This is a genomic window from Hymenobacter sp. B81 (assembly GCF_044628455.1).
In the GTDB taxonomy this organism is placed as follows: Bacteria; Bacteroidota; Bacteroidia; order Cytophagales; family Hymenobacteraceae; genus Solirubrum.
This window is the reverse complement of sequence record NZ_JBIYZW010000002.1, coordinates 123,011-143,321: the sequence shown is the minus strand read 5'-3', so window position 1 is coordinate 143,321 and position 20,311 is coordinate 123,011. Positions and strand designations below refer to the sequence as shown.

At 62.1% G+C, this 20,311-nt stretch carries 18 protein-coding genes; 11 read left to right on the top strand and 7 right to left on the bottom strand.

Translation table 11 applies throughout. The annotated features are described in order from the left end of the window. The first annotated feature begins 35 nt into the window (after positions 1 to 35). Together ACE191_RS11725 and ACE191_RS11720 are read left to right on the top strand one after the other, a co-directional pair. Positions 36 to 683 carry a hypothetical protein gene (locus tag ACE191_RS11725; protein WP_400192413.1) on the top strand — a complete coding sequence of 216 codons (648 nt, stop codon included), beginning with the start codon at positions 36 to 38 and terminating at the stop codon, positions 681 to 683. Between the two features lie 25 nt (positions 684 to 708). Then, on the top strand, positions 709 to 1,233 hold the full coding sequence (locus tag ACE191_RS11720) for a PRC-barrel domain-containing protein (RefSeq protein WP_400192412.1): 525 nt from the start codon (positions 709 to 711) through the stop codon (positions 1,231 to 1,233). A 217-nt stretch (positions 1,234 to 1,450) separates the two neighbouring features. On the opposite strand, the gene hemH is transcribed toward ACE191_RS11720, so the two are convergent. Further along, positions 1,451 to 2,497, bottom strand: coding sequence for a ferrochelatase (gene hemH, locus ACE191_RS11715; protein WP_400192411.1), 1,047 nt, complete (start codon positions 2,495 to 2,497; stop codon positions 1,451 to 1,453). A gap of 530 nt (positions 2,498 to 3,027) precedes the next feature. On the opposite strand from hemH, the gene era reads away from it, so the two are divergent. The 3 genes from era (at position 3,028) to ACE191_RS11700 (ending at position 5,855) form a co-directional block, all read left to right on the top strand. After that, positions 3,028 to 3,927 (top strand): GTPase Era, encoded by a 900-nt coding sequence (gene era, locus ACE191_RS11710; RefSeq protein WP_400192410.1) that lies wholly within the window; start codon positions 3,028 to 3,030, stop codon positions 3,925 to 3,927. Positions 3,928 to 4,078: 151 nt separating this feature from the next. Next, entirely contained in the window at positions 4,079 to 5,401 is a 1,323-nt protein-coding gene (gene der, locus ACE191_RS11705) for a ribosome biogenesis GTPase Der (protein ID WP_400192409.1), read from the top strand. A gap of 202 nt (positions 5,402 to 5,603) precedes the next feature. Beyond that, the gene (locus ACE191_RS11700) at positions 5,604 to 5,855 is read left to right on the top strand and encodes a hypothetical protein (RefSeq protein ID WP_400192408.1); all 252 of its coding nucleotides are present in this window, start codon (positions 5,604 to 5,606) and stop codon (positions 5,853 to 5,855) included. A gap of 80 nt (positions 5,856 to 5,935) precedes the next feature. Here ACE191_RS11700 and ACE191_RS11695 read toward each other — a convergent pair whose 3' ends face one another. The 5 genes from ACE191_RS11695 to ACE191_RS11675 form a co-directional block, all read right to left on the bottom strand. Next, positions 5,936 to 6,502: a hypothetical protein gene (locus tag ACE191_RS11695; protein ID WP_400192407.1), complete on the bottom strand. Its 567-nt coding sequence runs from the start codon at positions 6,500 to 6,502 to the stop codon at positions 5,936 to 5,938. A 122-nt stretch (positions 6,503 to 6,624) separates the two neighbouring features. Further along, on the bottom strand, positions 6,625 to 6,897 hold the full coding sequence (locus tag ACE191_RS11690) for a hypothetical protein (RefSeq protein WP_400192406.1): 273 nt from the start codon (positions 6,895 to 6,897) through the stop codon (positions 6,625 to 6,627). Between the two features lie 53 nt (positions 6,898 to 6,950). Continuing rightward, complete coding sequence (gene murQ, locus ACE191_RS11685) at positions 6,951 to 7,757, bottom strand: N-acetylmuramic acid 6-phosphate etherase (RefSeq protein WP_400192405.1); 807 nt, start codon at positions 7,755 to 7,757, stop codon at positions 6,951 to 6,953. Between the two features lie 91 nt (positions 7,758 to 7,848). Further along, positions 7,849 to 8,094 carry a cytochrome b5 domain-containing protein gene (locus tag ACE191_RS11680; protein WP_400193410.1) on the bottom strand — a complete coding sequence of 82 codons (246 nt, stop codon included), beginning with the start codon at positions 8,092 to 8,094 and terminating at the stop codon, positions 7,849 to 7,851. Between the two features lie 80 nt (positions 8,095 to 8,174). After that, entirely contained in the window at positions 8,175 to 9,317 is a 1,143-nt protein-coding gene (locus tag ACE191_RS11675) for a formimidoylglutamase (RefSeq protein WP_400192404.1), read from the bottom strand. A 151-nt stretch (positions 9,318 to 9,468) separates the two neighbouring features. Between ACE191_RS11675 and ACE191_RS11670 the strand changes: the two genes are divergently transcribed. The 5 genes from ACE191_RS11670 to ACE191_RS11650 all read left to right on the top strand — a co-directional run bounded on the left by ACE191_RS11670 (position 9,469) and on the right by ACE191_RS11650 (position 17,626). Beyond that, positions 9,469 to 11,232 carry an AMP-dependent synthetase/ligase gene (locus ACE191_RS11670; protein WP_400192403.1) on the top strand — a complete coding sequence of 588 codons (1,764 nt, stop codon included), beginning with the start codon at positions 9,469 to 9,471 and terminating at the stop codon, positions 11,230 to 11,232. Between the two features lie 158 nt (positions 11,233 to 11,390). Then, on the top strand, positions 11,391 to 11,867 hold the full coding sequence (locus ACE191_RS11665) for a MarR family winged helix-turn-helix transcriptional regulator (protein WP_400192402.1): 477 nt from the start codon (positions 11,391 to 11,393) through the stop codon (positions 11,865 to 11,867). A 62-nt stretch (positions 11,868 to 11,929) separates the two neighbouring features. Further along, positions 11,930 to 14,338: a 3-hydroxyacyl-CoA dehydrogenase NAD-binding domain-containing protein gene (locus tag ACE191_RS11660; protein WP_400192401.1), complete on the top strand. Its 2,409-nt coding sequence runs from the start codon at positions 11,930 to 11,932 to the stop codon at positions 14,336 to 14,338. A gap of 100 nt (positions 14,339 to 14,438) precedes the next feature. Then, positions 14,439 to 15,617 carry a thiolase family protein gene (locus ACE191_RS11655; RefSeq protein ID WP_400192400.1) on the top strand — a complete coding sequence of 393 codons (1,179 nt, stop codon included), beginning with the start codon at positions 14,439 to 14,441 and terminating at the stop codon, positions 15,615 to 15,617. Positions 15,618 to 15,838: 221 nt separating this feature from the next. Next, complete coding sequence (locus tag ACE191_RS11650) at positions 15,839 to 17,626, top strand: acyl-CoA dehydrogenase family protein (protein ID WP_400192399.1); 1,788 nt, start codon at positions 15,839 to 15,841, stop codon at positions 17,624 to 17,626. Positions 17,627 to 18,245: 619 nt separating this feature from the next. Here ACE191_RS11650 and ACE191_RS11645 read toward each other — a convergent pair. Then, positions 18,246 to 19,697 carry a hypothetical protein gene (locus tag ACE191_RS11645; RefSeq protein WP_400192398.1) on the bottom strand — a complete coding sequence of 484 codons (1,452 nt, stop codon included), beginning with the start codon at positions 19,695 to 19,697 and terminating at the stop codon, positions 18,246 to 18,248. A 394-nt stretch (positions 19,698 to 20,091) separates the two neighbouring features. On the opposite strand from ACE191_RS11645, the gene ACE191_RS11640 reads away from it, so the two are divergent. Next, positions 20,092 to 20,307, top strand: a complete 216-nt coding sequence (locus ACE191_RS11640) for a hypothetical protein (RefSeq protein ID WP_400192397.1) — start codon at positions 20,092 to 20,094, stop codon at positions 20,305 to 20,307. Positions 20,308 to 20,311: the final 4 nt, after the last annotated feature.

Here is a 20,311-nt window from a genome sequence, read left to right as displayed (position 1 = left end):
CCCCGTAAGGATTTTGCACCTGCCTTTCCCGCATTATGGCCGACATCAACATCCAACGCAAGAAAAAATCCGTCAGCCCCTGGCTGATTCTGCTGCCCGTGCTGGCGTTGCTGGCGCTGGCCGCCTGGTACCTGCTGCGCGAAGATTCCCGCACAGCGCCTACCGAAAATGCCCCCACCGAGCAGGTAGCCGTGCCCGAAGACGCCGCCCGTCCCGAGGCTGACACCGACGCGCTGGCAGGTGACGCCGACCCGGCAGCCGCGGCGCCCACCGAGGGCGCAGCCCCGGCCGACTTCTACGCCTTCGTGGCCGACGACCCGGCAGCGCCCGGCTACGCCCGCCGCGGGCTGGGGATGCTGAGCACCGTGCTGGTGGCCCTGGCCGACCGCGGCGACCTGCGCGATGCCGCCGTGGCCGAAAAGCGCGACGATCTGACCAGCGCCACCAGCCGCCTCGACGAGCCCAACGCCAGTTTGCGCCCCGGCCTGGTGGCCGCGGCCGATTTGATGCGGGCCATGCAGCAGCGCGGCTACTCCACGCTGGAGGGCGAAGTGAGCAAGCTGCGCGAGCAGGCCACCCAGCTCAGCGGCCGCACCGAAACGCCCGCCGATCAGCAGGCCACCCAGGCGTTTTTTCAGCAGGCCGCCAACGTGCTGCGGGTGCTGGAAAAGCCCGCCGCCTGATTTCACTCCCAACCTTTTCCCGACTATGGAACCCACTTCCGGCGCCGCGGCCGACGGCACGCACCTGACGCGCCTGCGCGACCTGACCGATTTTGAAGTAGCCGATGGCAGCCCCGACGTGCGCGGCTGGGCCGTGCGCGGCCTCGACGGCCAGCCGTTCGGCCGGGTGCACGAGCTGATTGTGGACCCCCAGGCCCTGAAGGTGCGCTACCTCGACGTGACGCTCGACCGCGGCCTGCTGCCTTCCGGCGACGAGCGGCACGTGCTCATTCCCATCGGCGCGGCGGCCCTCGACGACGACGACGACAACGTGTTCGTGCCCGCCCTCGACCGCAACTCCGTGCTCGACTACCCGCCCTACCGCGACATCTTCATCAGCCGCGCCTTCGAGGAGGCCATGCTGCAGGCCCTGCGCCTGCCCGTGCCTACCGGCGGGGCCGCTCCCTTCTACGCCGGCACTTCCTACGACGAAGACCACTTCTACCACCGCCGCCGCCCGGTCGACCAGGCCTCGATGCGGCGGCTGGAAGGCGGCCCGCCCCTGAGCTGAGCCGCCGGAACGCCGTGGCCGATGTAGAGACGCATATTTGCGTCTCCGCGTCCGCGCCGCGTGAGAATCGTCTGGGGCGTCATCCCATGCGGGGGCGTTCAACGACTAGACGCAAGTATGCGTCTCTACCTTGCCCTGCCGAAAACAGCCCGGCCGGCAACGCGTACCCAATCGGTACGCGTTGCCGGCCGGGCGCTTTTTGTTGAAACAACCGGGGCTAGTGGCGCTTCACCAGGTCTACCACGGCGTCGGCCCACTGGGGCTGGGCGTTGAGGCTGGGCACCAGCTGCCAGTGGTTGCCGCCCGCCGCCTCAAACATTTCCTTGAACTCTTCACCCACCTCGATGGTGGTTTCCAGGCAGTCGGCCACGAAGGCGGGGCTGAAGGCCAGCACGTTTTTGATGCCTTTGGCGGGCATTTCCTTCAGCACCTCGTCGGTGTAGGGCTGCAGCCACGGGTCGCGCAGGCGGCTTTGCAGGCGGCTCTGGAAGGCCACGGTGTACTGCTCGGGCGCGAGGCCCAGGGCGTCGGCCAGCAGGCGCGAGGTGACAAAGCACTGGGCGCGGTAGCAGTAGCGGTTGTTTTTGTTGTAGTGGTTGCAGCACGAGCCCAGCTTGCAGTGGCCGTTGTGGCTGCCTTTGAGCACGTGGCGCTCGGGAATGCCGTGGTAGCTGAACACCACGTGGTCGTAGTCGCGCCTGGCCATTTCGGCCTTGCCCAGGGCGGCAAACGAGCTGATGAAGCCGGGGTCGTCGGCGAAGGTGCCGATGAAGTTGATGGCCGGCACCACCCACCACTTGCCCACGATGTCCATCACCTTTTCCTGCACCGAGCCGGTACTGGCGGCGGCGTACTGCGGAAACAGGGGCAGCACGATGATGCGCTCCACGGCCGCGTCGCGCAGTTGCTGCAGGGCGCTTTCAATGCTGGGGTTCTGGTAGCGCATGCCGAAGGCCACCAGGTAGTCGGGGCCCAGCTTTTCCTGCACCAGCTTCTGCAAGTCGAGGCCGTGGTAGAGCAGGGGAGAGCCGCGCTCGTCCCAGAGCTGCTGGTAAATTTTGGCCGACTTGGGCGCGCGCAGTGGCACTACAATGCCCTGAAACAGCGGGTAGCGCACGGCGGCGGGCATGTCGATGACGCGGCCGTCGGTGAGGAACTCGTTGAGGTAGCGGCGCACGTCCGGGGTGCGGGGCGAGTCGGGCGTACCGAGGTTCACGAGCAGCACGCCAATGCGGCCGCGGGTAGAAGCAGGGGTAGAGGGCATAGAGAGCGGAAAACGCCCCGCGAAGAAATCGGCGCCGGGGGCGTGCTAGTGCCATACAAAGGTACGCCGCCAATGGTTTGCCCCCGGCCACCCCGGGCCGTCTAAGCGCCTGATTTTCGTCAGCTACCGCCCAGCCCACCGGGCTACGGTGACCCGCCGTGCCGCGCCAGTGGCCGCGGCCGCTACCGCAGTGGCCACGGCAACGGCCGCAGCCGCCAACTTAACCACTTGGGTAGCCAACCCGGTGGCGGCAGCCGTTGCCGTGGCTACGTGCGCCGTTGGTTTAGCCGCCACAGCCGCCAAATCGGCTACCCACGTCGCGGCGTGGGCCACCGCCGTAGCTGCACCTGCTACCGCAGTAGCCGCCGGGGCTACTGCGGTGGGGTCCGACCCCACTCGGGTCGGGTCGGACCCGACTGGAGCAGGCTGCCGGGGTGGGCCGAGGGGCGGCCTAACGGCCTGTGATTGAGCCCATGCTGCTCGGGCGGGCATAAAGCCCTACCTTTGTGCCCCTTAACCGAATTTGTACCGTGACTACCGACCCCAAACCGCACCGCGCCGGCTTCGTGAGCATCATCGGCAAGCCCAACGTGGGCAAGTCGACGCTGATGAACGTGCTGGTGGGCGAGCGGCTGAGCATCATTACCAGCAAGGCCCAAACCACGCGCCACCGCATCCTGGGCATTCTCAACGGCCCCGATTTTCAGCTGGTGTACTCCGACACGCCCGGCATCATTCAGCCCAAGTACGAGCTGCAGTCGGCCATGATGTCGTTTGTGTACTCTTCGCTGGAAGACGCCGACGTGATTTTGTTCGTGACCGACATCTACGAAAAGCACGACGAGGAGCCGGTGGTGGAGCGCCTGCGCCGCTCGGAGGTGCCGGTGCTGCTGCTCATCAACAAAATCGACCAGGCCACTCAGGAAGAAGTGGAGGCCAAAATGGCCTACTGGCGCGAGCAAATGCCCAACGCCGCCGAAATCATCCCGATTTCGGCCCTAAACGCCTTCAACACCGAGCAGGTGTTCAACCACATCATCGACCGCCTGCCCGAGCACGAGGCGTTCTACCCCAAAGACGAGCTGACCGACAAACCGGAGCGTTTCTTCGCCTCGGAGATGATCCGGGAGAAAATCTTCAAGCTCTACAAGAAAGAGGTGCCCTATAGCACCGAGGTGGTCATCGAGGAGTTCAAGGAAGACGAAACCATCATCCGCATGCGGGCCATCATCTACACCGAGCGGGCCTCGCAGAAGGGCATCATCATCGGCAACAAGGGCGAGGCCATCAAGAAGGTGGGCACCTGGGCGCGCGAGGAAATGGAGAAGTTTTTCCAGAAAAAGGTGTTCCTGGAAATCCACGTCAAAGTCAACGAGAACTGGCGCCACGACCCGAAAATGCTCAACCGCTTCGGCTACAAGCAGGATTAGTCATTTATCATTGATCATTTATCATTTATCAGCCGTTCATGCTGCCTTATAAATGTTAAATGATCAATGATAAATGTCCCGACCCTTCACACTCACTTAACTACCCCGGGCACTGGCGGAATTGGTCGGACCGACGGCTGGGGTCAGCAACATGCGAAATACCATTGCTATTGTGGGCCGCCCGAACGTGGGCAAGTCCACCCTGTTTAACCGCCTCATCGGCGAGCGGAAGGCCATCATGGACAACCAGTCGGGCGTCACGCGCGACCGGCACTACGGCTACGGCGACTGGACCGGGAAGTACTTCACCGTCATTGACACCGGCGGCTACGTGGTGGGCTCCGACGACGTGTTCGAGGAAGGCATCCGCCGCCAGGTAAAGCTGGCCATCGACGAGGCCACCGTGGTCCTGTTCCTGGTGGACCTGGACGCCGGCCTGCACCCGCTCGACGAGGAATTTGCCGAAGTGCTGCGCCGCTACGGCAACAAGAAGCCCATTTACCTGGTGGGCAACAAGGCCGACTCGGCCCAGCGCGTGCAGGCCGTGGGCGAGTTCTACTCCCTGGGCATCGGCATCGGCGACATCTTCACCATCAGCTCGCAGACGGGCTCCGGCACCGGCGACCTGCTCGACGCGGTGGTAAGCCACTTCGAGGAAGAAGGCGTGGAAGACCCCGACGCGGGCATTCCGCGCATCACCGTCATCGGCCGCCCCAACGTGGGCAAGTCGTCGTTCGTGAACGTGCTGCTGGGCGAAGAGCGCAGCATCGTTACGGACATTGCCGGCACCACCCGCGACGCCATTCACACCCGCTACAACGCCTTCGGCAACGAGTTCATCCTGGTGGATACGGCCGGCCTGCGCCGCAAAGCCCGCGTGGATGAGGACGTAGAGTTCTACTCCAACCTGCGCGCCCTGCGCGCCATGGAAGAGTCGGACGTGTGCATCGTGATGCTCGACGCCACTCGCGGCATCGAGGCCCAGGACGTGGCCATCATCGGCCTGGCCGACCGCAACCGCAAGGGCATCGTCATCCTGGTGAACAAGTGGGACCTGATTGAGAACAAGGAAACCAACACGGCCAAGGAGTTTGAGGACGAGATTTACAAGCGGATTGCGCCCATCAGCTACCCGCCCATCGTGTTCACCTCCACCGTCACCAAGCAGCGCGTGCACAAGGCTATCGAGACGGTGATGGAAGTGTTTGGCAACAAGCGCAAGAAAATTCCGACCTCGCAGCTCAACGAGGTAATGCTGCGCGAAATCGAGCAGTACCAGCCGCCGTCGGTGAAGGGCAAGATGGTGCGCATCAAGTACGTGACGCAGCTTCCGACCCACAACCCGGTGTTTGCCTTCTTCTGCAACCTGCCGCAGTACGTGAAGGAGTCGTACACGCGTTACCTCGAAAACCGCCTGCGCGAAAACTTCGACTTCACGGGTGTGCCCATCGGCATCGTGTACCGCAAGAAGTAACTCCACCTCTGGGGTTTGCCAACAGGAAGGGCTGCGACGTTAAGTCGCAGCCCTTCCTGTTTCGGGGGCGCTCAGGAAATAATCAGAATTTTTTTCGCTGCCCGGGTTACCTGCGGGCCGTGCCGGTATAAACCCCTGAATTTGCCGCTGTCAAGCGGCGAATCTGAACTCAGACATTTCACTTTTCACCACACCCCTTACCATGAAAAAGGTACTGTTCCTGGCCCTGGCCGCTGCTTCGTTCTCGTTTGCTTCGTGCGACAGCAAAACCGAAAACGCTAACGAGCAAGCTGCTGAAAACGTAGAAGCTGCTGGCGAAGCCCAGGCTGACGCCATGGAAAACGCTGCTGACGCTGTACGTGACTCGGCCGAAACCACCGCTGAAGCTGTAGAAGAAGGCGCTACCGCCCCGGCTGCTACCACCGAAGCTCCCGCTACGACCCCGGCTCAGTAATTACTGACCTGGCCCTTCGGGCCAATCAACAGGGCTCCTCTGCTGGCAGAGGAGCCCTGTTGCGTTTAATGGGGCCACCGTTAGCCGAGGCGGCGCTGCAGCAGCCCGTCGACCACGCTCACCAGCTGCTTGGGCGGGTAGGTGCGCCAGGGCAGCTCGTCGAGCTGCCCGCCGAAGTTGATGTAGGAGTCGAGGTTGTACTGGCGCATTTCGCGGGCCACGTGGTCCTGAAAGCCCACCGCCGCAATCCAGCCGTCTTCCACGTCCTCAAACCACTCTTCGTAGTATGAGTCGTCGGAGCCGTGGAAGTTGAACACGTTTTCTCCGATAAGAATGAAGCGGCGGATGCCCTCGTGCACCATGGGGTCGATGATGCTGCGCTTGAGGTGCATGATGTCGTTTTCGATGGCGTCGTTCCACTCGCCGATGAACTCGATGACGCCCACCTGCTGCTCGTAGTCGACGAACAGGATTTTCAGAAACAGCGTGTCCGACTCCATCGTGTCCCACTGCGGGTGGATGTAGTAGCCGTAGACGTGGTGGGTAAACGAATCGATGCTGTTCTCGGCCTCGAACAGCGGCGAGCGGGGGTCTTCGGAGGCGGAGTACAGCTCCATCCAGTGGTAGTGGGGCTCGATGGTATGCATAGGGCTGGCTGAAGGCAGGCTAGGTATACAAGCTCGGCACTGAAGCCGGGCTTTTTCCTAACGCCGAACTTTACCAGACTGTTCGCCCGGACAGACCAATTTGGTCCTGCCGCCTGCGCGACTCACGCAGCCCGTGCTATCAGGTTGGTCAGAATCACATAAACAATTCCAAGCAGGGCCAAGACGCCCGGCAGCCCAAACAGCACCAAAACAGCCGCTAACCCGTGCCTTTGACTTCGCAAGGCTGCTACGCTCTTCCACAGTAGCCCCAAGCAGACCGGAATTTCGATGGGCATGACGAGCAGAATGAAGGGGCCGCCGTAAGTGCCGAAATAACCCATAACCAGCAGTTGGTAGACTATGAGGACGCTCTGCACGATCAGCAGAGGAGCCATTCCCTGCCTCGATAGGTTATGCGGCTCATTGGTCAGCACTCTGAAAGCACCTTTTAGTGCCCGTGGTGCGCCGCCAGGGCCGCCCGCACCGAGCCGTGCAGCTCCAGCAGCTCGGCGGCTTTCTCCTGATTGATGCCCAGCTCGTCCATCAGCATGCGCTGCCCGCGGTCGACCAGCTTGGCGTTGCTGAGCTGCATGTCCACCATCTTGTTGCCCTTCACCCGGCCCAGCCGAATCATAGTGGCGGTAGTGAGTATGTTGAGCACCAGCTTCTGGGCGGTGCCGGCCTTCATGCGCGTGCTGCCCGTAACGAACTCGGGGCCGGTAACGACTTCTACCGGGAACTCGGCCGCGGCCGCTACTGCCGAGCCGGCGTTGCACACCACGCAGCCGGTGGCCAGCCCGTGCGCCCGCGCCTGCTGCAGCCCACCAATCACGTAGGGCGTGCGGCCCGAGGCGGCAATACCCACCACGATGTCCCGCTCGTTGATGTCGTGGGCCTGCAGGTCGCGCCAGGCCTGCTCGGCATCGTCCTCGGCATTTTCCACGGCCCGGCGAATGGCGGTGTCGCCGCCGGCAATGAGGCCCACTACCAGGCCGTGCGGCACGCCGAAAGTGGGCGGGCACTCCGAGGCATCCAGAATGCCCAGCCGCCCGCTGGTGCCCGCCCCAATGTAAAACAGCCGTCCGCCTGCTCCCAGCCGCGCCACGGTGGCCTCAACCAATGCCTCCAGCTGCGGCAGCGCCCGGGCCACGGCCTGCGGTACGGTCTGGTCGAGCTGGTTGATGCCGGCCAACAGCTGGGCAGTAGGCAGGGTTTCGAGGTGATCGAACTGCGAAGGACTTTCGGTAGTGCTCATGTTTTTGGGGAGATAGGTGATGAGGTGACACGTAACAGGTGACAGGCAACAAGTTCGTTCTTCTAACCTGTTACGTGTCACCTGTCACGTATTACCCAATTTTCAGCCGGCCGACCACGTGGAATTTATCGAGCACGTTCACCGTGTGCGGAGCGTCAGCGTCGAGCTCCTTGGTCAGGTCCTGGCCAGCCCAGTGCTCGTAGTGGTTGCCCCGGCGCCAGAGCCGCGACCGGGTCACGTCGTAGATCAGGCCGCGGTAGGCAAACCAGATTTCGGGCCGGTCCTGGCCGTTGCGCAGAGCCAGCTGGTGCACCGTGTACTCCGGCGTGGTGGCTATGGCCGTGCCATCGGCCGTGCTGGGAATGTGGGGCGGAGGCGTGTCCAAGCAATTAATAATTATGAATTACTAATTATTAATTAACCCAGCAGGGCTTGGGTGAGGATCCAGCGGTTGGGCAGGTCGCCCTGGGCGGCGCGCAGGTAATCCTGGTAGCTGCAGGGCACGATGCGGCGCACGGCGTGGTCGGCGAGGCTTTCCACTTCCATCCACCACTTCTCGGTGCGTTTGGCCTTGTAGAATACCAGCTTGGCGGGGTTGCCGGGCAGGCCCACGGCGTAGCGAATGAAGCGGCGGCTCTGGAAGTCGGTTTCGTGGCGGCGGTGGTAGTAGCCCTCCACGAAATACCAGAGCATGGTGGCCACGGTGGCGGCGGCCAGGCCGTGCTGGTCGTGGTCGGGGCGGTAGCCGTAGAGGCCGATGCTGGTGAGCAGGTCGTTGTGGCCCGCGTACCAGCACAGCTGGGCGGCTTCCTCGGCCGTCAGGCCGAAGGGCGAGGCCGGAGAGTAGCCCGGAAACTCGGGCCAGCGCAGCGCCGCCAGATCGAAGCTCACCAGGTCGGCCTGGCGCAGCAGCGGCTCGGCCTGGCGCACGTCGTCGCGGATCTGGCCCAGGCGCAGGGTTTCAAAGTGCAGCTTTTCCAGGGCAGCCAGCACACTGGTGGGCACCAGGTACTGCTGGTGGCCCAGCTGGCCGAAGTTGAACAGGAAGTTGGGCTCGTGCATGAGCACCCGGCGCAGGTGGTTGGCCTCGGCGGGCGCGTCGTCGTCCTCCACCATGTCCACGCGGGCGTCGATGCAGGTCAAACTCACGGGGCGCTCCAGGGTTTCGTAGGCCAGAAACTGCCCGATGTCGAGGTCGTGGGAGCCGCCCAGAAGGATGGGTACGGTGTTGTGCTCGAGCAGGGCGGCCACAATTTCGCGCAGCCGCAGGTAGGTGTCTTCCAGCGTGAGGCCGTTGCGCAGGTTGCCCAGGTCAACCAGCCGGCAGGGGCCGGCGCCGCGCTGCAGGGCGTAAAACCGTTCGCGCACGGTGTCGGCGGCGGGCAGGGCGGGGGCGCCCGCCGCGCTGCCGCGCCACTCGTTCAGCCCGATCAACGCCAGGTCGGCGGCGCGCCAGTCGGGGAAGGTATCCACGAACCGGCCGACGTGGGCTCCCAGCGCGGTGGCGCCCCGCGCGGGGACCTCGTCGGCCAGGGAGTCGAAAAACAAAGCCAGATTCACGGCAAACGGGTGCAGCGGAGAAAATGCCCAAAAACTGCTGTGTCAAAACTACTAAAAACCCCGGCTACTCGTCCTCGTTTGATGGGCTCGTAGACTTTCCGCCGAAAAATCCATTTATTTCAGCTGTCTTACCCTCGTTTCCCTTCTCCGCATGGACGTTCGCCGCTCGTTTGATATTCTGCCCCGCCAGCTCTCCAATTTTCCCAAAGCCGACTGCCTGGCCTCGAAGCAGAACGGCCAGTGGGCCAAAATCAGCACCCAGCAGTTGCGCGACAAAGCCGAGCAGGTGAGCCTGGGCTTGCGCAAAATCGGCATTGGCAAAGACGACAAGGTGGCCATCATCTCGATGAACCGCCCCGAGTGGCTCATGTCTGACTTCGGCATTGCCCAGCTCGGGGCCGTGTCGGTGCCCATGTACCCCACCATCACGTCCGACGACTACAAGTACATCTTCGGCGACGCGGGCGTGAAAGCCGTGCTGGTATCGACCCAGGACTTGTACGACAAGGTGCAGGCCGCCATTGCGGGTCAGGGCATTCCGGCCGAAAACATCTTCACCTTCGACAAAATCCCCGGCGCCCGCCACTTCGATGAGCTGCTGGAAATGGGCCAGAGCGGCGACAAAGCCGAGCTGGAGCGCATGAAGGCCGCGGTGCAACCCGAAGATCTGCTCACGCTCATCTACACCTCGGGCACCACCGGCTTTCCCAAGGGTGTGATGCTCACCCACAATAACATCCTGAGCAACTGCCGCAACTCGCAGCCCTTTGTGCCGGTGACTAAGGACGACACGGCCCTGAGCTTTCTGCCGCTCTGCCACATCTTCGAGCGGATGGTGACCTACCTCTACATGATCAACGGCGTGAGCATTTACTACGCCGAGAGCATGGAAACCATTGCCGACAACCTGCGCGAGGTGAAGCCCACCATCTTCACCACCGTGCCGCGCCTGCTGGAAAAAGTCTACGACAAGATCGTAGCCAAGGGTCATGACCTGACGGGCGTGAAGAAAAACCTGTTCTTCTGGGCCCTGAACCTGGGCCTGACCTACGACACGCAGGAAGACAAGGGCTTCTTCTACAACACCCAGCTCAAGCTGGCCCGCAAGCTCATCTTCTCGAAGTGGCAGGAAGCCCTCGGCGGCAACATCCGCGTTATCGTGTCGGGCGGCGGAGCGCTGCAGCCACGCTTGGCCCGCGTGTTCTGGGCCGCTGACATCCGGGTAATGGAAGGCTACGGCCTGACGGAAACCTCGCCGGTAATTGCCGTGGGGGGCTTCGAGCCCGAGAATAACCTCATCGGCACCGTCGGCCCCATCATTGCCAATACCGAGGTGAAAATTGCCGCCGACGGCGAAATCCTGACCAAGTCGGAGTCGGTGATGAAGGGCTACTACAACAAGCCTGAGCTGACGGCCGAGGTCATTGACGCCGACGGCTGGTTCCACACCGGCGACATCGGCGAGTTCGTGAAGGGCCGCTTCCTGAAAATCACCGACCGCAAAAAGGAGATGTTCAAGACCTCGGGCGGCAAGTATGTGGCCCCGCAGCTGCTGGAAAACCGCCTGAAAGAGTCGCCGCTCATCGAGCAGGCCATGGTGGTGGGCGACGGGCAGAAGTTCCCCGGCGCGCTCATCGTGCCGGCTTTCGACGCGCTGCAGGCCTGGTGCCAGCGCAACGGCGTAACCTACACTTCGCCCGAGCAGATTGTGCAGGACCCGCAGGTGCAGAAGATGTACCACGAGCTGGTGGGCAAGTACAACCAGAGCTTCGCCCAGTGGGAGCAGGTGAAAAAGGAAGTGCTGCTGCCCAAGGCTTGGACCATCGAGTCGGGTGAAATGACGCCCAAGCTGTCCATCAAGCGCAAAGTGGTGAGCACCAACTACCAGGATATCATCGAGGCGATGTACAAATAAGTCCGGCTTTCCGAAGCGGCCCCGTTGCAGAATCCTGCGGCGGGGCCGCTGCCGTTAGCGGCCGGCTCGGCCGCGGAGGAACTCGAACCAGAAAATTTTCGTAAACTAGTATGCAAGCATAACAAATTTGTGTACGTTTACCGGACATCGCCCCCGAGATGAAACCCGAAGAAACCGTCGACTATAACATCAAAGTAGCGTGGCACGCCATTTCGCGCATGTACAATGTGCAGGCTGCCAAGCACGACATTACCACCAGCATCGGCTTCGTGCTGCTCAACATCGATCAGGAAAACGGCACGCCCGCTACCAAGATTGCCCCGCTGCTGGGCCTCGAAACCCGCTCGCTCACGCGCATTCTGCGCTCGATGGAGGAGAAGGGGCTGATCTACAAGCAGGCCGACGCCCAGGACAAACGCTCGGTGCGCATCTTCCTCACCGAAGAAGGCCTCAAGAAAAAGGAGGTGTCGCGCCAGACGGTGCGCCACTTCAACCAGAAGGTGCGGGAGAAAATCCCGGCCGCCGAGCTCGACGTGTTTTTCCGGGTAGTGGGCCAGATTACCGCCGCCATCGAAGGCAAAACCATTTACGAGGGCTTTAAGGTGAAACCGCTGAAAGCCGAGAAGAAAGGCTAGCCGCGGGCCCAAAGTTGCTTCCCACTCGCTCATTCACTCATTCACTCTTCCATTCCCTGAGAATGAATCGAACCATCAAGAAAGTAGCCGTACTGGGCTCGGGTGTGATGGGCTCGCGCATTGCGGCCCACTTCGCCAACGTCGGCGTGCAGGTGCTGCTGCTCGACATTGCCCCGAAGGAACTCACGCCCGACGAAGAGAAAAAGGGCCTCAAGCTCGACTCGCCGCAGGTGCGCAACCGCATCGTGAACAGCTCGCTCGACGCGGCGGTAAAGGCCAACCCCTCGCCGCTGTACCGCAAGCAGGACGCCGCCCGCATCAAGACCGGCAACTTCGACGACAACCTTAAGGACATTGCCGGCTGCGACTGGATCATTGAGGTAGTGGTGGAGCGCCTCGATATCAAGAAAAGCCTGTTCGAGCGCGTGGAGCAGTACCGCAAGCCCGGCACGCTCATTACCTCCAACACCAGCGGCATTCCGATTCATCTGATGACGGAAGGCCGCTCGGAGGATTTCAAAAAGCACTTCTGCGGCACGCACTTCTTCAACCCGCCGCGCTACCTGAAGCTGCTGGAAATCATTCCGACGCCCGATACGGACCAGTCGGTGGTGGATTTTCTGATGCACTACGGCGACCTGTACCTAGGTAAAACCACGGTACTGGCCAAAGACACGCCGGCCTTCATTGCCAACCGCGTGGGCGTGTTTGCCATCATGGACGTGCTGCAGATCATGCAGCAGCTGGGCCTCACGGTGGAAGAAGTGGATAAGCTCACTGGGCCGGTTATCGGCCACGCCAAGTCGGCCACCTTCCGCACCTCCGACGTGGTGGGCCTCGATACGCTCATGAACGTGGCCAACGGTCTGGCTCAGAACCTGCCCCACGACGAAGCCAAGGACGCGTTCCAGCTGCCGGGCTTCCTCAAGCAGATGGGCGAAAACAAATGGCTGGGCGACAAAACCGGCCAGGGCTTCTACAAGAAAGTGAAGGGCGCGGGCGGCAGGTCCGAAATTCAGGCCCTCGATCTGAATACGCTGGAGTACAAGCCCGGCCAGAAGGTGAAGTTTGCCACCCTGGAAGCCACCAAGCCCATTGAAAAGCTGGCCGACCGCTTCAAGGTGCTGGTAGCCGGCAAAGACAAAGCCGCCGAGTTCTACCGCAAGAGCTTCGGCAGTTTGTTTGCCTACGTCTCGAACCGCATTCCGGAAATTACCGACGCGCTCTACAAAATCGACGATGCCCTGCGCGCCGGTTTCGGCTGGGAAATGGGGCCGTTTGAAACCTGGGACGCCTTGGGCGTACAAAAGGGTGTGGAGCTGGCCCAAGCCGAAGGCAAGCAGATTGCCCCCTGGGTAACGGAAATGCTGGCCGCCGGCCACACCGCCTTCTACAAGGTGAGCGAACAGGGCGTGAAGCAGTTCTACGACGTGGAATCGAAGAGCTACCAGCCGATTCCGGGCGTCGAGAACTTCATCATCCTCGACAACCTGCGCGCTTCGGGCAAGGTGCTGTGGAAAAACGCCGGCGCCTCGGTGCTCGACCTCGGCGACGGTATCCTGAACGTGGAGTTCCACAGCAAAATGAACACGCTGGGCTCCGACGTAATTCAGGGCCTGCTGAAAGGCGTGGATTTGGCCGAACAGGGCTACCGCGGCTTGGTAGTCGGCAACGACGCCGCCAACTTCTCGGCCGGTGCCAACCTGGGTCTGGTGTACATGTACGCCCTGGACCAGGAGTACGACGAGATTAACATGATGATCCGGCAGTTCCAGAACGCCATGATGCGCATGCGCTACTCCAGCATTCCGGTGATAGGCGTGCCGCACGGCCTGGCGCTGGGCGGCGGCTGCGAACTGAACCTGCACGCTGATAAGGTGGTGGCCGCGGCCGAAACCTACATGGGCCTGGTGGAATTTGGCGTGGGCCTGATTCCGGCCGGCGGCGGCACCAAGGAAATGGTGCTGCGCACGGCCGCCAAGTACGAAGAGGGCGAGCCGGAGTACAACCTGCTGCGCAACACCTTCATGACCATTTCGATGGCCAAGGTGTCGACCTCCGCCCAGGAGGCCTTCGACCTGGGCTTCCTGCGCCGCGGCGACGAAGTGGTGGTAAACGGCAACCGCGCCATTGCGGCTGCCAAAGCCGCCGCCATCGAGCTGTCGGAAGCCGGCTACACCCAGCCCACCCAGAAAACCAACATCAAGGTGCACGGCCGCGGCGCCCTGGGCATGTTCATGACCGGCGTGCACGCTATGCGCTCGGGCAACTACATTTCCGACCACGACCTGAAGATTGCCAACAAGCTGGCCTACGTGATGTGCGGCGGCGACCTGTCGGCAGCCACGGAAGTGAGCGAGCAGTACCTGCTGGATTTGGAGCGCGAAGCCTTCCTGAGCCTGACCGGCGAGCGGAAAACGCTGGAGCGCATTCAGAGCATTCTGACCACCGGCAAGCCCTTGCGCAACTAGTAGTTAGCAGTTGTTGGTTGTCAGTTGTTAGACCTTAAGTCGGCAACTGGCAGCTAGCAACCTCCCTGACAACTGACAACTTCAAACCGACAACTTCAAGATGGAAGCATATATCGTAGCTGGTTACCGCACGGCCGTGGGCAAAGCGCCCCGCGGTGGTTTCCGCTTCACCCGCCCCGACGACCTGGCCGCCGAGGTAATTAAGCACCTCATGAAAGAGGTGCCGGCCCTGGACCCTGCCCGCGTCGACGACGTGCTGGTGGGCAACGCCGTACCCGAGGCTGAGCAGGGCCTGCAGATGGGCCGCCTGATTTCGCTGCTGGCGCTGCCCATCAACGTACCCGGCCTCATCGTGAACCGCTACTGCGGCTCGGGCGTGGAAACCATTGCCATGGCCGTGGGCAAGATCAAGGCCGGTATGGCCGACTGCATCATTGCGGGTGGTACCGAAAGCATGAGCCTGGTGCCCACCGTGGGGTGGAAGACGGTGCCGAACTACAACCTTTCGGTAAAGCACCCCGACTACTACCTGGGCATGGGCCTCACGGCCGAAGCCGTGGCCAACGACTACGGCATCACGCGCCAGGAGCAGGACGAGTTCAGCTACAACTCGCACCAGAAAGCCATCCGTGCCATTCAGGAAGGCCGCTTCAAAAGCCAGATTGTGCCGATTACGGTGGAGGAAACCTACCTCGACCAGGCCAGCGGCAAGAAGAAAACCCGCTCCTACGTGGTGGATACCGACGAAGGTCCCCGCGCCGATACCTCGGTAGAAGCTCTGGGCAAGCTGCGCCCGGTGTTCGCCCAGAACGGCACCGTCACGGCCGGCAACTCGTCCCAAACCTCCGACGGCGCGGCGTTCGTTATCGTGATGTCGGAGCGCATGGTGAAAGAGCTGAACCTGGAGCCGGTAGCCCGCATGATCAACTACGCCGCTGAAGGTGTGGACCCGCGCATCATGGGCATGGGCCCCATCAAGGCCGTGCCGAAGGCGCTGAAGCAGGCCGGCATGAAGCTCGACGACATCGACCTGATCGAGCTGAACGAGGCCTTTGCCTCGCAGTCTATTGCCGTAGTGCGCGAGCTGGGCATCGACCCGGAGAAGCTCAACGTGAACGGCGGCGCCATTGCCCTCGGCCACCCGCTGGGCTGCTCGGGCGCCAAGCTCTCGATTCAGCTGTTCGACGAGCTGCGCCGCACTGGCAAGAAGTACGGCATGGTAACCGCCTGCGTGGGCGGCGGCCAGGGCGTAGCCGGCATCTACGAGCTGCTGAAGTAGCCCGCAAAAACCCGCTGACTTTCAGAACGCAAGCCAATATCTTGCTGTTCTGATGAAGGTAACCGACAGAAACCCCGGCTTTTCGGGGTTTCTTTTTCGAAAAATAGTCGGCACGCCTAACATTTTTTATTACCTTTCGGTACGCACAGTCGCCGGCCCTTGCCGGCTCGATATAGTCGGCAAGCCGAACACTTTTGACCCCTCAATTTCCCACCACGGCCATGGAAGTAACCAACAAAATCCCCAAGGGCGGCGAGTTCATCATCAAGGAAACCGACGCTCAAGACGTATTCACGCCCGCCGAGTTTTCGGAGGAGCAGCGCATGATGCACGAAACGGCCCTGGACTTCGTGGCCAAGGAAGTGCACCCGCTGCTGGAGCGCCTCGACAACCACGAGGAAGGCCTGATGCGCGGGCTGATGGAGAAAGCCGGTCAGCTGGGCTTGTTCGGCGTGAGCATTCCCGAGCAGTACGGCGGGCTCGACATGGACTTCAACACGTCGCTGCGGGTAACCGAGGGCGTGGGTGGCGGCCATTCGTTTCCGGTAGCCTTTGCGGCCCACACCGGCATTGCCATGCTGCCCATTCTGTACTTCGGCAACGAGGAGCAGAAAGCCAAGTACCTGCCCGGCCTCACCTCGGGTGAGCTGATGGGGGCCTACTGCCTCACCGAGCCCGGCTCGGGCTCCGACGCGCTGGGCGCCAAAACCAAGGCGGTACTCACCGAAGACGGCCAGCACTACGTGCTGAACGGCCAGAAAATGTGGATTACCAACGGCGGCTTTGCCGATGTGTTCGTGGTCTTCGCCAAGATTGACGGCGAGAAGTTCACCGGCTTTATCGTGGAGAAAAACACCCCCGGCCTGAGCCTCGGCAACGAGGAGCACAAGATGGGCATCAAGGGCTCTTCCACGCGCCAGGTGTTCCTGTCGGACTGCAAAGTGCCGAAGGAAAACGTGCTGGGCGAGATTGGCAAGGGCCACCTGATTGCCTTCAACATCCTGAATATCGGCCGCATCAAGCTGGCTGCCGCCTGCCTGGGCGCTTCCAAAATGGCCGCTTCGCTGAGCGTGAAGTACGCCAACGAGCGGGTGCAGTTCAAGCTGCCCATCTCCAAGTTCGGTGCCATTCAGCACAAGCTGGCCCAGCAGGCCGTGCGCATCTACGCCGCCGAATCGGCCATCTACCGTGCCGGCATGGACATCTACCGCAAGGAGCAGGAGCTGCTGGCCTCGGGCAAGAGCCACAGCGAAGCCCTGCTGGGCGCTGCCCGCGAGTTTGCCGTGGAGTGCGCCATTCTGAAGGTAGAAGGCTCGGAAGTGCTCGACTACGTGGTGGACGAGGGCGTGCAGGTGTATGGCGGCTACGGCTTCTCGGCCGACTACCCCATGGACCGCGCCTACCGCGACTCGCGCATCAACCGCATCTTCGAGGGCACCAACGAAATCAACCGCATGCTGGCCGTGGACATGATCCTGAAGAAGGCCATGAACGGCGAGCTGGATTTGATGGGCCCGGCCCAGGCGGTGCAGAACGAGCTGATGGCCATTCCGGACTTTGGCGGCGAGGAAGCAACCGGCCTGTTTGCGGCTGAGAAGCAAACCGTAGCCAAGCTCAAGAAGGCCATTCTGATGGTAGCCGGTACGGCTGTGCAGAAGTACATGAACTCGCTCGCCAAGGAGCAGGAAGTGCTGATGAACATCGCCGACATGGCCATCAAGGTGTACACCGCCGAAAGCACCCTGCTGCGCGTGGAGAAGGAAGCAGCCGCCCAGGGCGAAGAAGCCCTGGCCACGCAGATCGACATTGCCCGCGTGTACCTGGCCGACACCATCGACCAAGTGACCAAGGCCGGCAAGGACGCCATTGCTTCGATGAGCGAGGGGGACGAGCAGCGCCTGCTGGCCATGGGCCTGAAGCGCTTCACTAAAGCCGACCTGTTCAACGTGAAAGACGCCCGTCGCCGCATCGCCAAGACGCTGATCGAGGCCAACGACTTCGTGTACTAACCCGGTACACAACGCCATAACCGGCCGCGGGGAAACGGCCGGTTATACTTCCCGATGGGGGAAAACAGAACCGCCGCTCCTGTATTGGGGCGGCGGTTCTTGTGTTATGGGCCCATCCAGCCTGGCGCGCTGCGGGGCAGCCAAAGCTTCCGGTGCCTCCCTCGGCGCGGTCAAGGCTGCCGCCCCGCCCGGGCCAGCCACTGCCCTGACCGCCGCGCCGGGCGGCGCTTCCCGGAGAAGTTCCGCCAGCCTGACCCATCGTTTCGGTCCAGCTCCGCGCATGCCACGCGGCCCCGACTGGCAGGGTAGTGACAGCTCGTGCTGTCGTCTTGCAGAAAACGACCTATCGTTTTAGCCAAAACGATAGGTCATTTCATCCCGGACGTTAGGACGTCTTCACCAAAAGACTGCGGTCTTTCCCCGAAAAGACTGCAGTCTTTTGGGAGAAAGACCGCAGTCTTTTTCTCATGACATTACTACAAGTTGGCCGAAACGTCCCGGCGCTTCTACCCAAGCGCCGGCACGCGCGACTCAAAAGAGCCCGATGCCATGCCGTAGGGCTGCGCGGCAGGGTACGAAGCCGGTCCGGGGACGCGAGGCGGCGGCTACGGCGGCGGGCTTACTTAAACGTGAGCTTGTTAAGCTGCAGCGCCGCCGACTTCTTGCTGGGGCGCGTTACCACAATCATGGTCTTGTCGTCGAGCCAGGCGGTGAAGTCCTTCACGTAGGACAGCGGCTGGTTGCTGGCCACGTTCAGGCCCAGGGCCTTGGGGGCCGATACCACGCCCATCAGCGCGCCCACGCGGCGGCCGAACAGGTCGGTCTTGTTATTGAGCGTTTCCAGCGTTACCAGGTGCACATCGTTGCCCAGCGCCGCGGCGCGGTAGCCAATACCGGTAAAACTCTCGGCGGCCGGGGCCACCTGGTTTTTGGCCACGATGCTGTGCCAGGTAGGCGACTGAAACTCGTTGTAGCCGAACAGGTGCAGCTCCTTGGCGCGCACCGGCGCGTTTTCGCCTTCCTCGGCCTTCTTCTCGGCAATGACGACCACGTTCTGGTCGTCGGTGCGCAGCACGTCGGAGATGTACACGTCGTCGAGGCGCTTGGCGCTACCGCCGGTGGCCTTGTTGACTTCGGCCAGGTATTCGGGCGTGAACTTGAACTCGGGCGCGAACTTCATGTCGGCGGCGGCGAAGTCGAACTTGACCAGCTTCAGGCTGTAGTAGTCACCGCTGTTGTAGTCGGCGCAGATGGTGGCTGCGTACAGGGTCTGGCCGTCGAGCAGGCGCCAGAAAGTGTCGCGGGCCGTTACCTTTTTGCCGCCGAAGGTGCCGCCCACGGCCACCGACATCACCTTCACGTCCGGCTCCTGGTCGCGGTAGCGGCGCACGGTCAGCTTCTGGTTGTCGTCGCCGATCAGGGCCACGTACTGGGTGCCATCGTTGGCCACGTGCACGGTAGGGGAGAAGAAAGCGCCCAGGTCGCGGAAGTCGTACACCCGGTCTTTGAGCTTGGCGAGCTGCCGGTCGTAGTGCGCCGCCGTGAGCGACTTGATATGCTCTTCGCGGGTAACGTAGCGCCAGGCCACCAACTGGGTGCCGTCGGGGGAGATGCTCACGCCGGGGCGCCGCTCGCGCGGACCACCCTCAGCCACTTTCTTGGCCGGAAGCTTCTGCCCGCTTTTCAGGTCGATGGGCTGGATGCGCAGGTGCTGACCCGTTTCATCCTTGTGGTGGACTACTACCAGGGCCTGCTGGTCGTTGCGGGCAAAGGCTTCGAGGCTTTCCCCCGCCGCAACGGGCACGGCCGCCGCCCACACTTTTTTTAGGTCGGCGTCGTAGCGCTCCACGGCATACTCGCTGGCCGAGCGGTGGCTCAGAATCAGGAAGTCCTTGCCGCCGGGCAGGGCCAGGGTTTTGACGCGCACCCGCTGGTTGTAGGGGTCTTCGGTGTGCTCGGGCACGTAGCTGAAAGCCGTGGAGCGCACACGCTGGGCGTGGGCCGACGAGGTGCCCAGGCTCAGGCAGAGCGCCAGCAGCAGACCCGGAAAGGGAAAAAAAGAAAGCCGCACAGGGTAAAGCAGTTAGAAAGCCGCCGGGGCACGAGGCCCCAAAAAAGTCTTTCTCAAAGGTATCATTCTTCGCCCGGCCGCCGTAAACGCCCCGCTGGCAGCCGGCCACTCACGATTTGTTCACGGTTTGATAACGGCCTCAGCGTCACTCAAGCTGCTGGCAGCCGTTTACTTTGGGGTGAGAAGTAGCCAAGCTCGGTAGAAATTGCTGCTTGGATATAACTCATAACTTTGTGGACTCAGCAAATCGTGTTAGTTTGCTGTCGTCGGTAAGCGCCACTGCCGATGCTGCGCCGCCACCGAGAAGAATTGGAAAGCTAGCCGGGCTTTCTGTCTGATTGGCTTGATTCTTGCGAGGCCCGGGCCCGCTACTTTCCACCAAGTGTTTCTCCTTATGAAGTCGTTGCTAAAGTTCATCCTGCTCCTCGCACTCGTCATTGTGGGTAAGCTGGCCAAACAGCCCGGCGCCCTCCCCACGGCCCTCAACCAGTCGGCGCTCCGCCCGGCTGAATCAGTTCAGACGTTTTTTGCCCGCCAGGTGAACTTGGTAAATCCCAACGCTGCTCCCGGGCAGGGTCGCCCGGAACGATCTGCGGTAAGCGTCAACTAGCTTC

Excerpts from the sequence above, each read along its gene's own strand:
- ACE191_RS11725 (WP_400192413.1), top strand. The coding sequence starts at position 36 with ATGGCCGACATCAACATCCAACGCAAGAAAAAATCCGTCAGCCCCTGG.
- ACE191_RS11720 (WP_400192412.1), top strand. The coding sequence starts at position 709 with ATGGAACCCACTTCCGGCGCCGCGGCCGACGGCACGCACCTGACGCGC.
- hemH (WP_400192411.1), bottom strand. The coding sequence starts at position 2,497 with ATGCCCTCTACCCCTGCTTCTACCCGCGGCCGCATTGGCGTGCTGCTC.
- der (WP_400192409.1), top strand. The coding sequence starts at position 4,079 with ATGCGAAATACCATTGCTATTGTGGGCCGCCCGAACGTGGGCAAGTCC.
- ACE191_RS11700 (WP_400192408.1), top strand. The coding sequence starts at position 5,604 with ATGAAAAAGGTACTGTTCCTGGCCCTGGCCGCTGCTTCGTTCTCGTTT.
- ACE191_RS11695 (WP_400192407.1), bottom strand. The coding sequence starts at position 6,502 with ATGCATACCATCGAGCCCCACTACCACTGGATGGAGCTGTACTCCGCC.
- ACE191_RS11690 (WP_400192406.1), bottom strand. The coding sequence starts at position 6,897 with ATGGCTCCTCTGCTGATCGTGCAGAGCGTCCTCATAGTCTACCAACTG.
- murQ (WP_400192405.1), bottom strand. The coding sequence starts at position 7,757 with ATGAGCACTACCGAAAGTCCTTCGCAGTTCGATCACCTCGAAACCCTG.
- ACE191_RS11670 (WP_400192403.1), top strand. The coding sequence starts at position 9,469 with ATGGACGTTCGCCGCTCGTTTGATATTCTGCCCCGCCAGCTCTCCAAT.
- ACE191_RS11665 (WP_400192402.1), top strand. The coding sequence starts at position 11,391 with ATGAAACCCGAAGAAACCGTCGACTATAACATCAAAGTAGCGTGGCAC.
- ACE191_RS11660 (WP_400192401.1), top strand. The coding sequence starts at position 11,930 with ATGAATCGAACCATCAAGAAAGTAGCCGTACTGGGCTCGGGTGTGATG.
- ACE191_RS11655 (WP_400192400.1), top strand. The coding sequence starts at position 14,439 with ATGGAAGCATATATCGTAGCTGGTTACCGCACGGCCGTGGGCAAAGCG.
- ACE191_RS11650 (WP_400192399.1), top strand. The coding sequence starts at position 15,839 with ATGGAAGTAACCAACAAAATCCCCAAGGGCGGCGAGTTCATCATCAAG.
- ACE191_RS11640 (WP_400192397.1), top strand. The coding sequence starts at position 20,092 with ATGAAGTCGTTGCTAAAGTTCATCCTGCTCCTCGCACTCGTCATTGTG.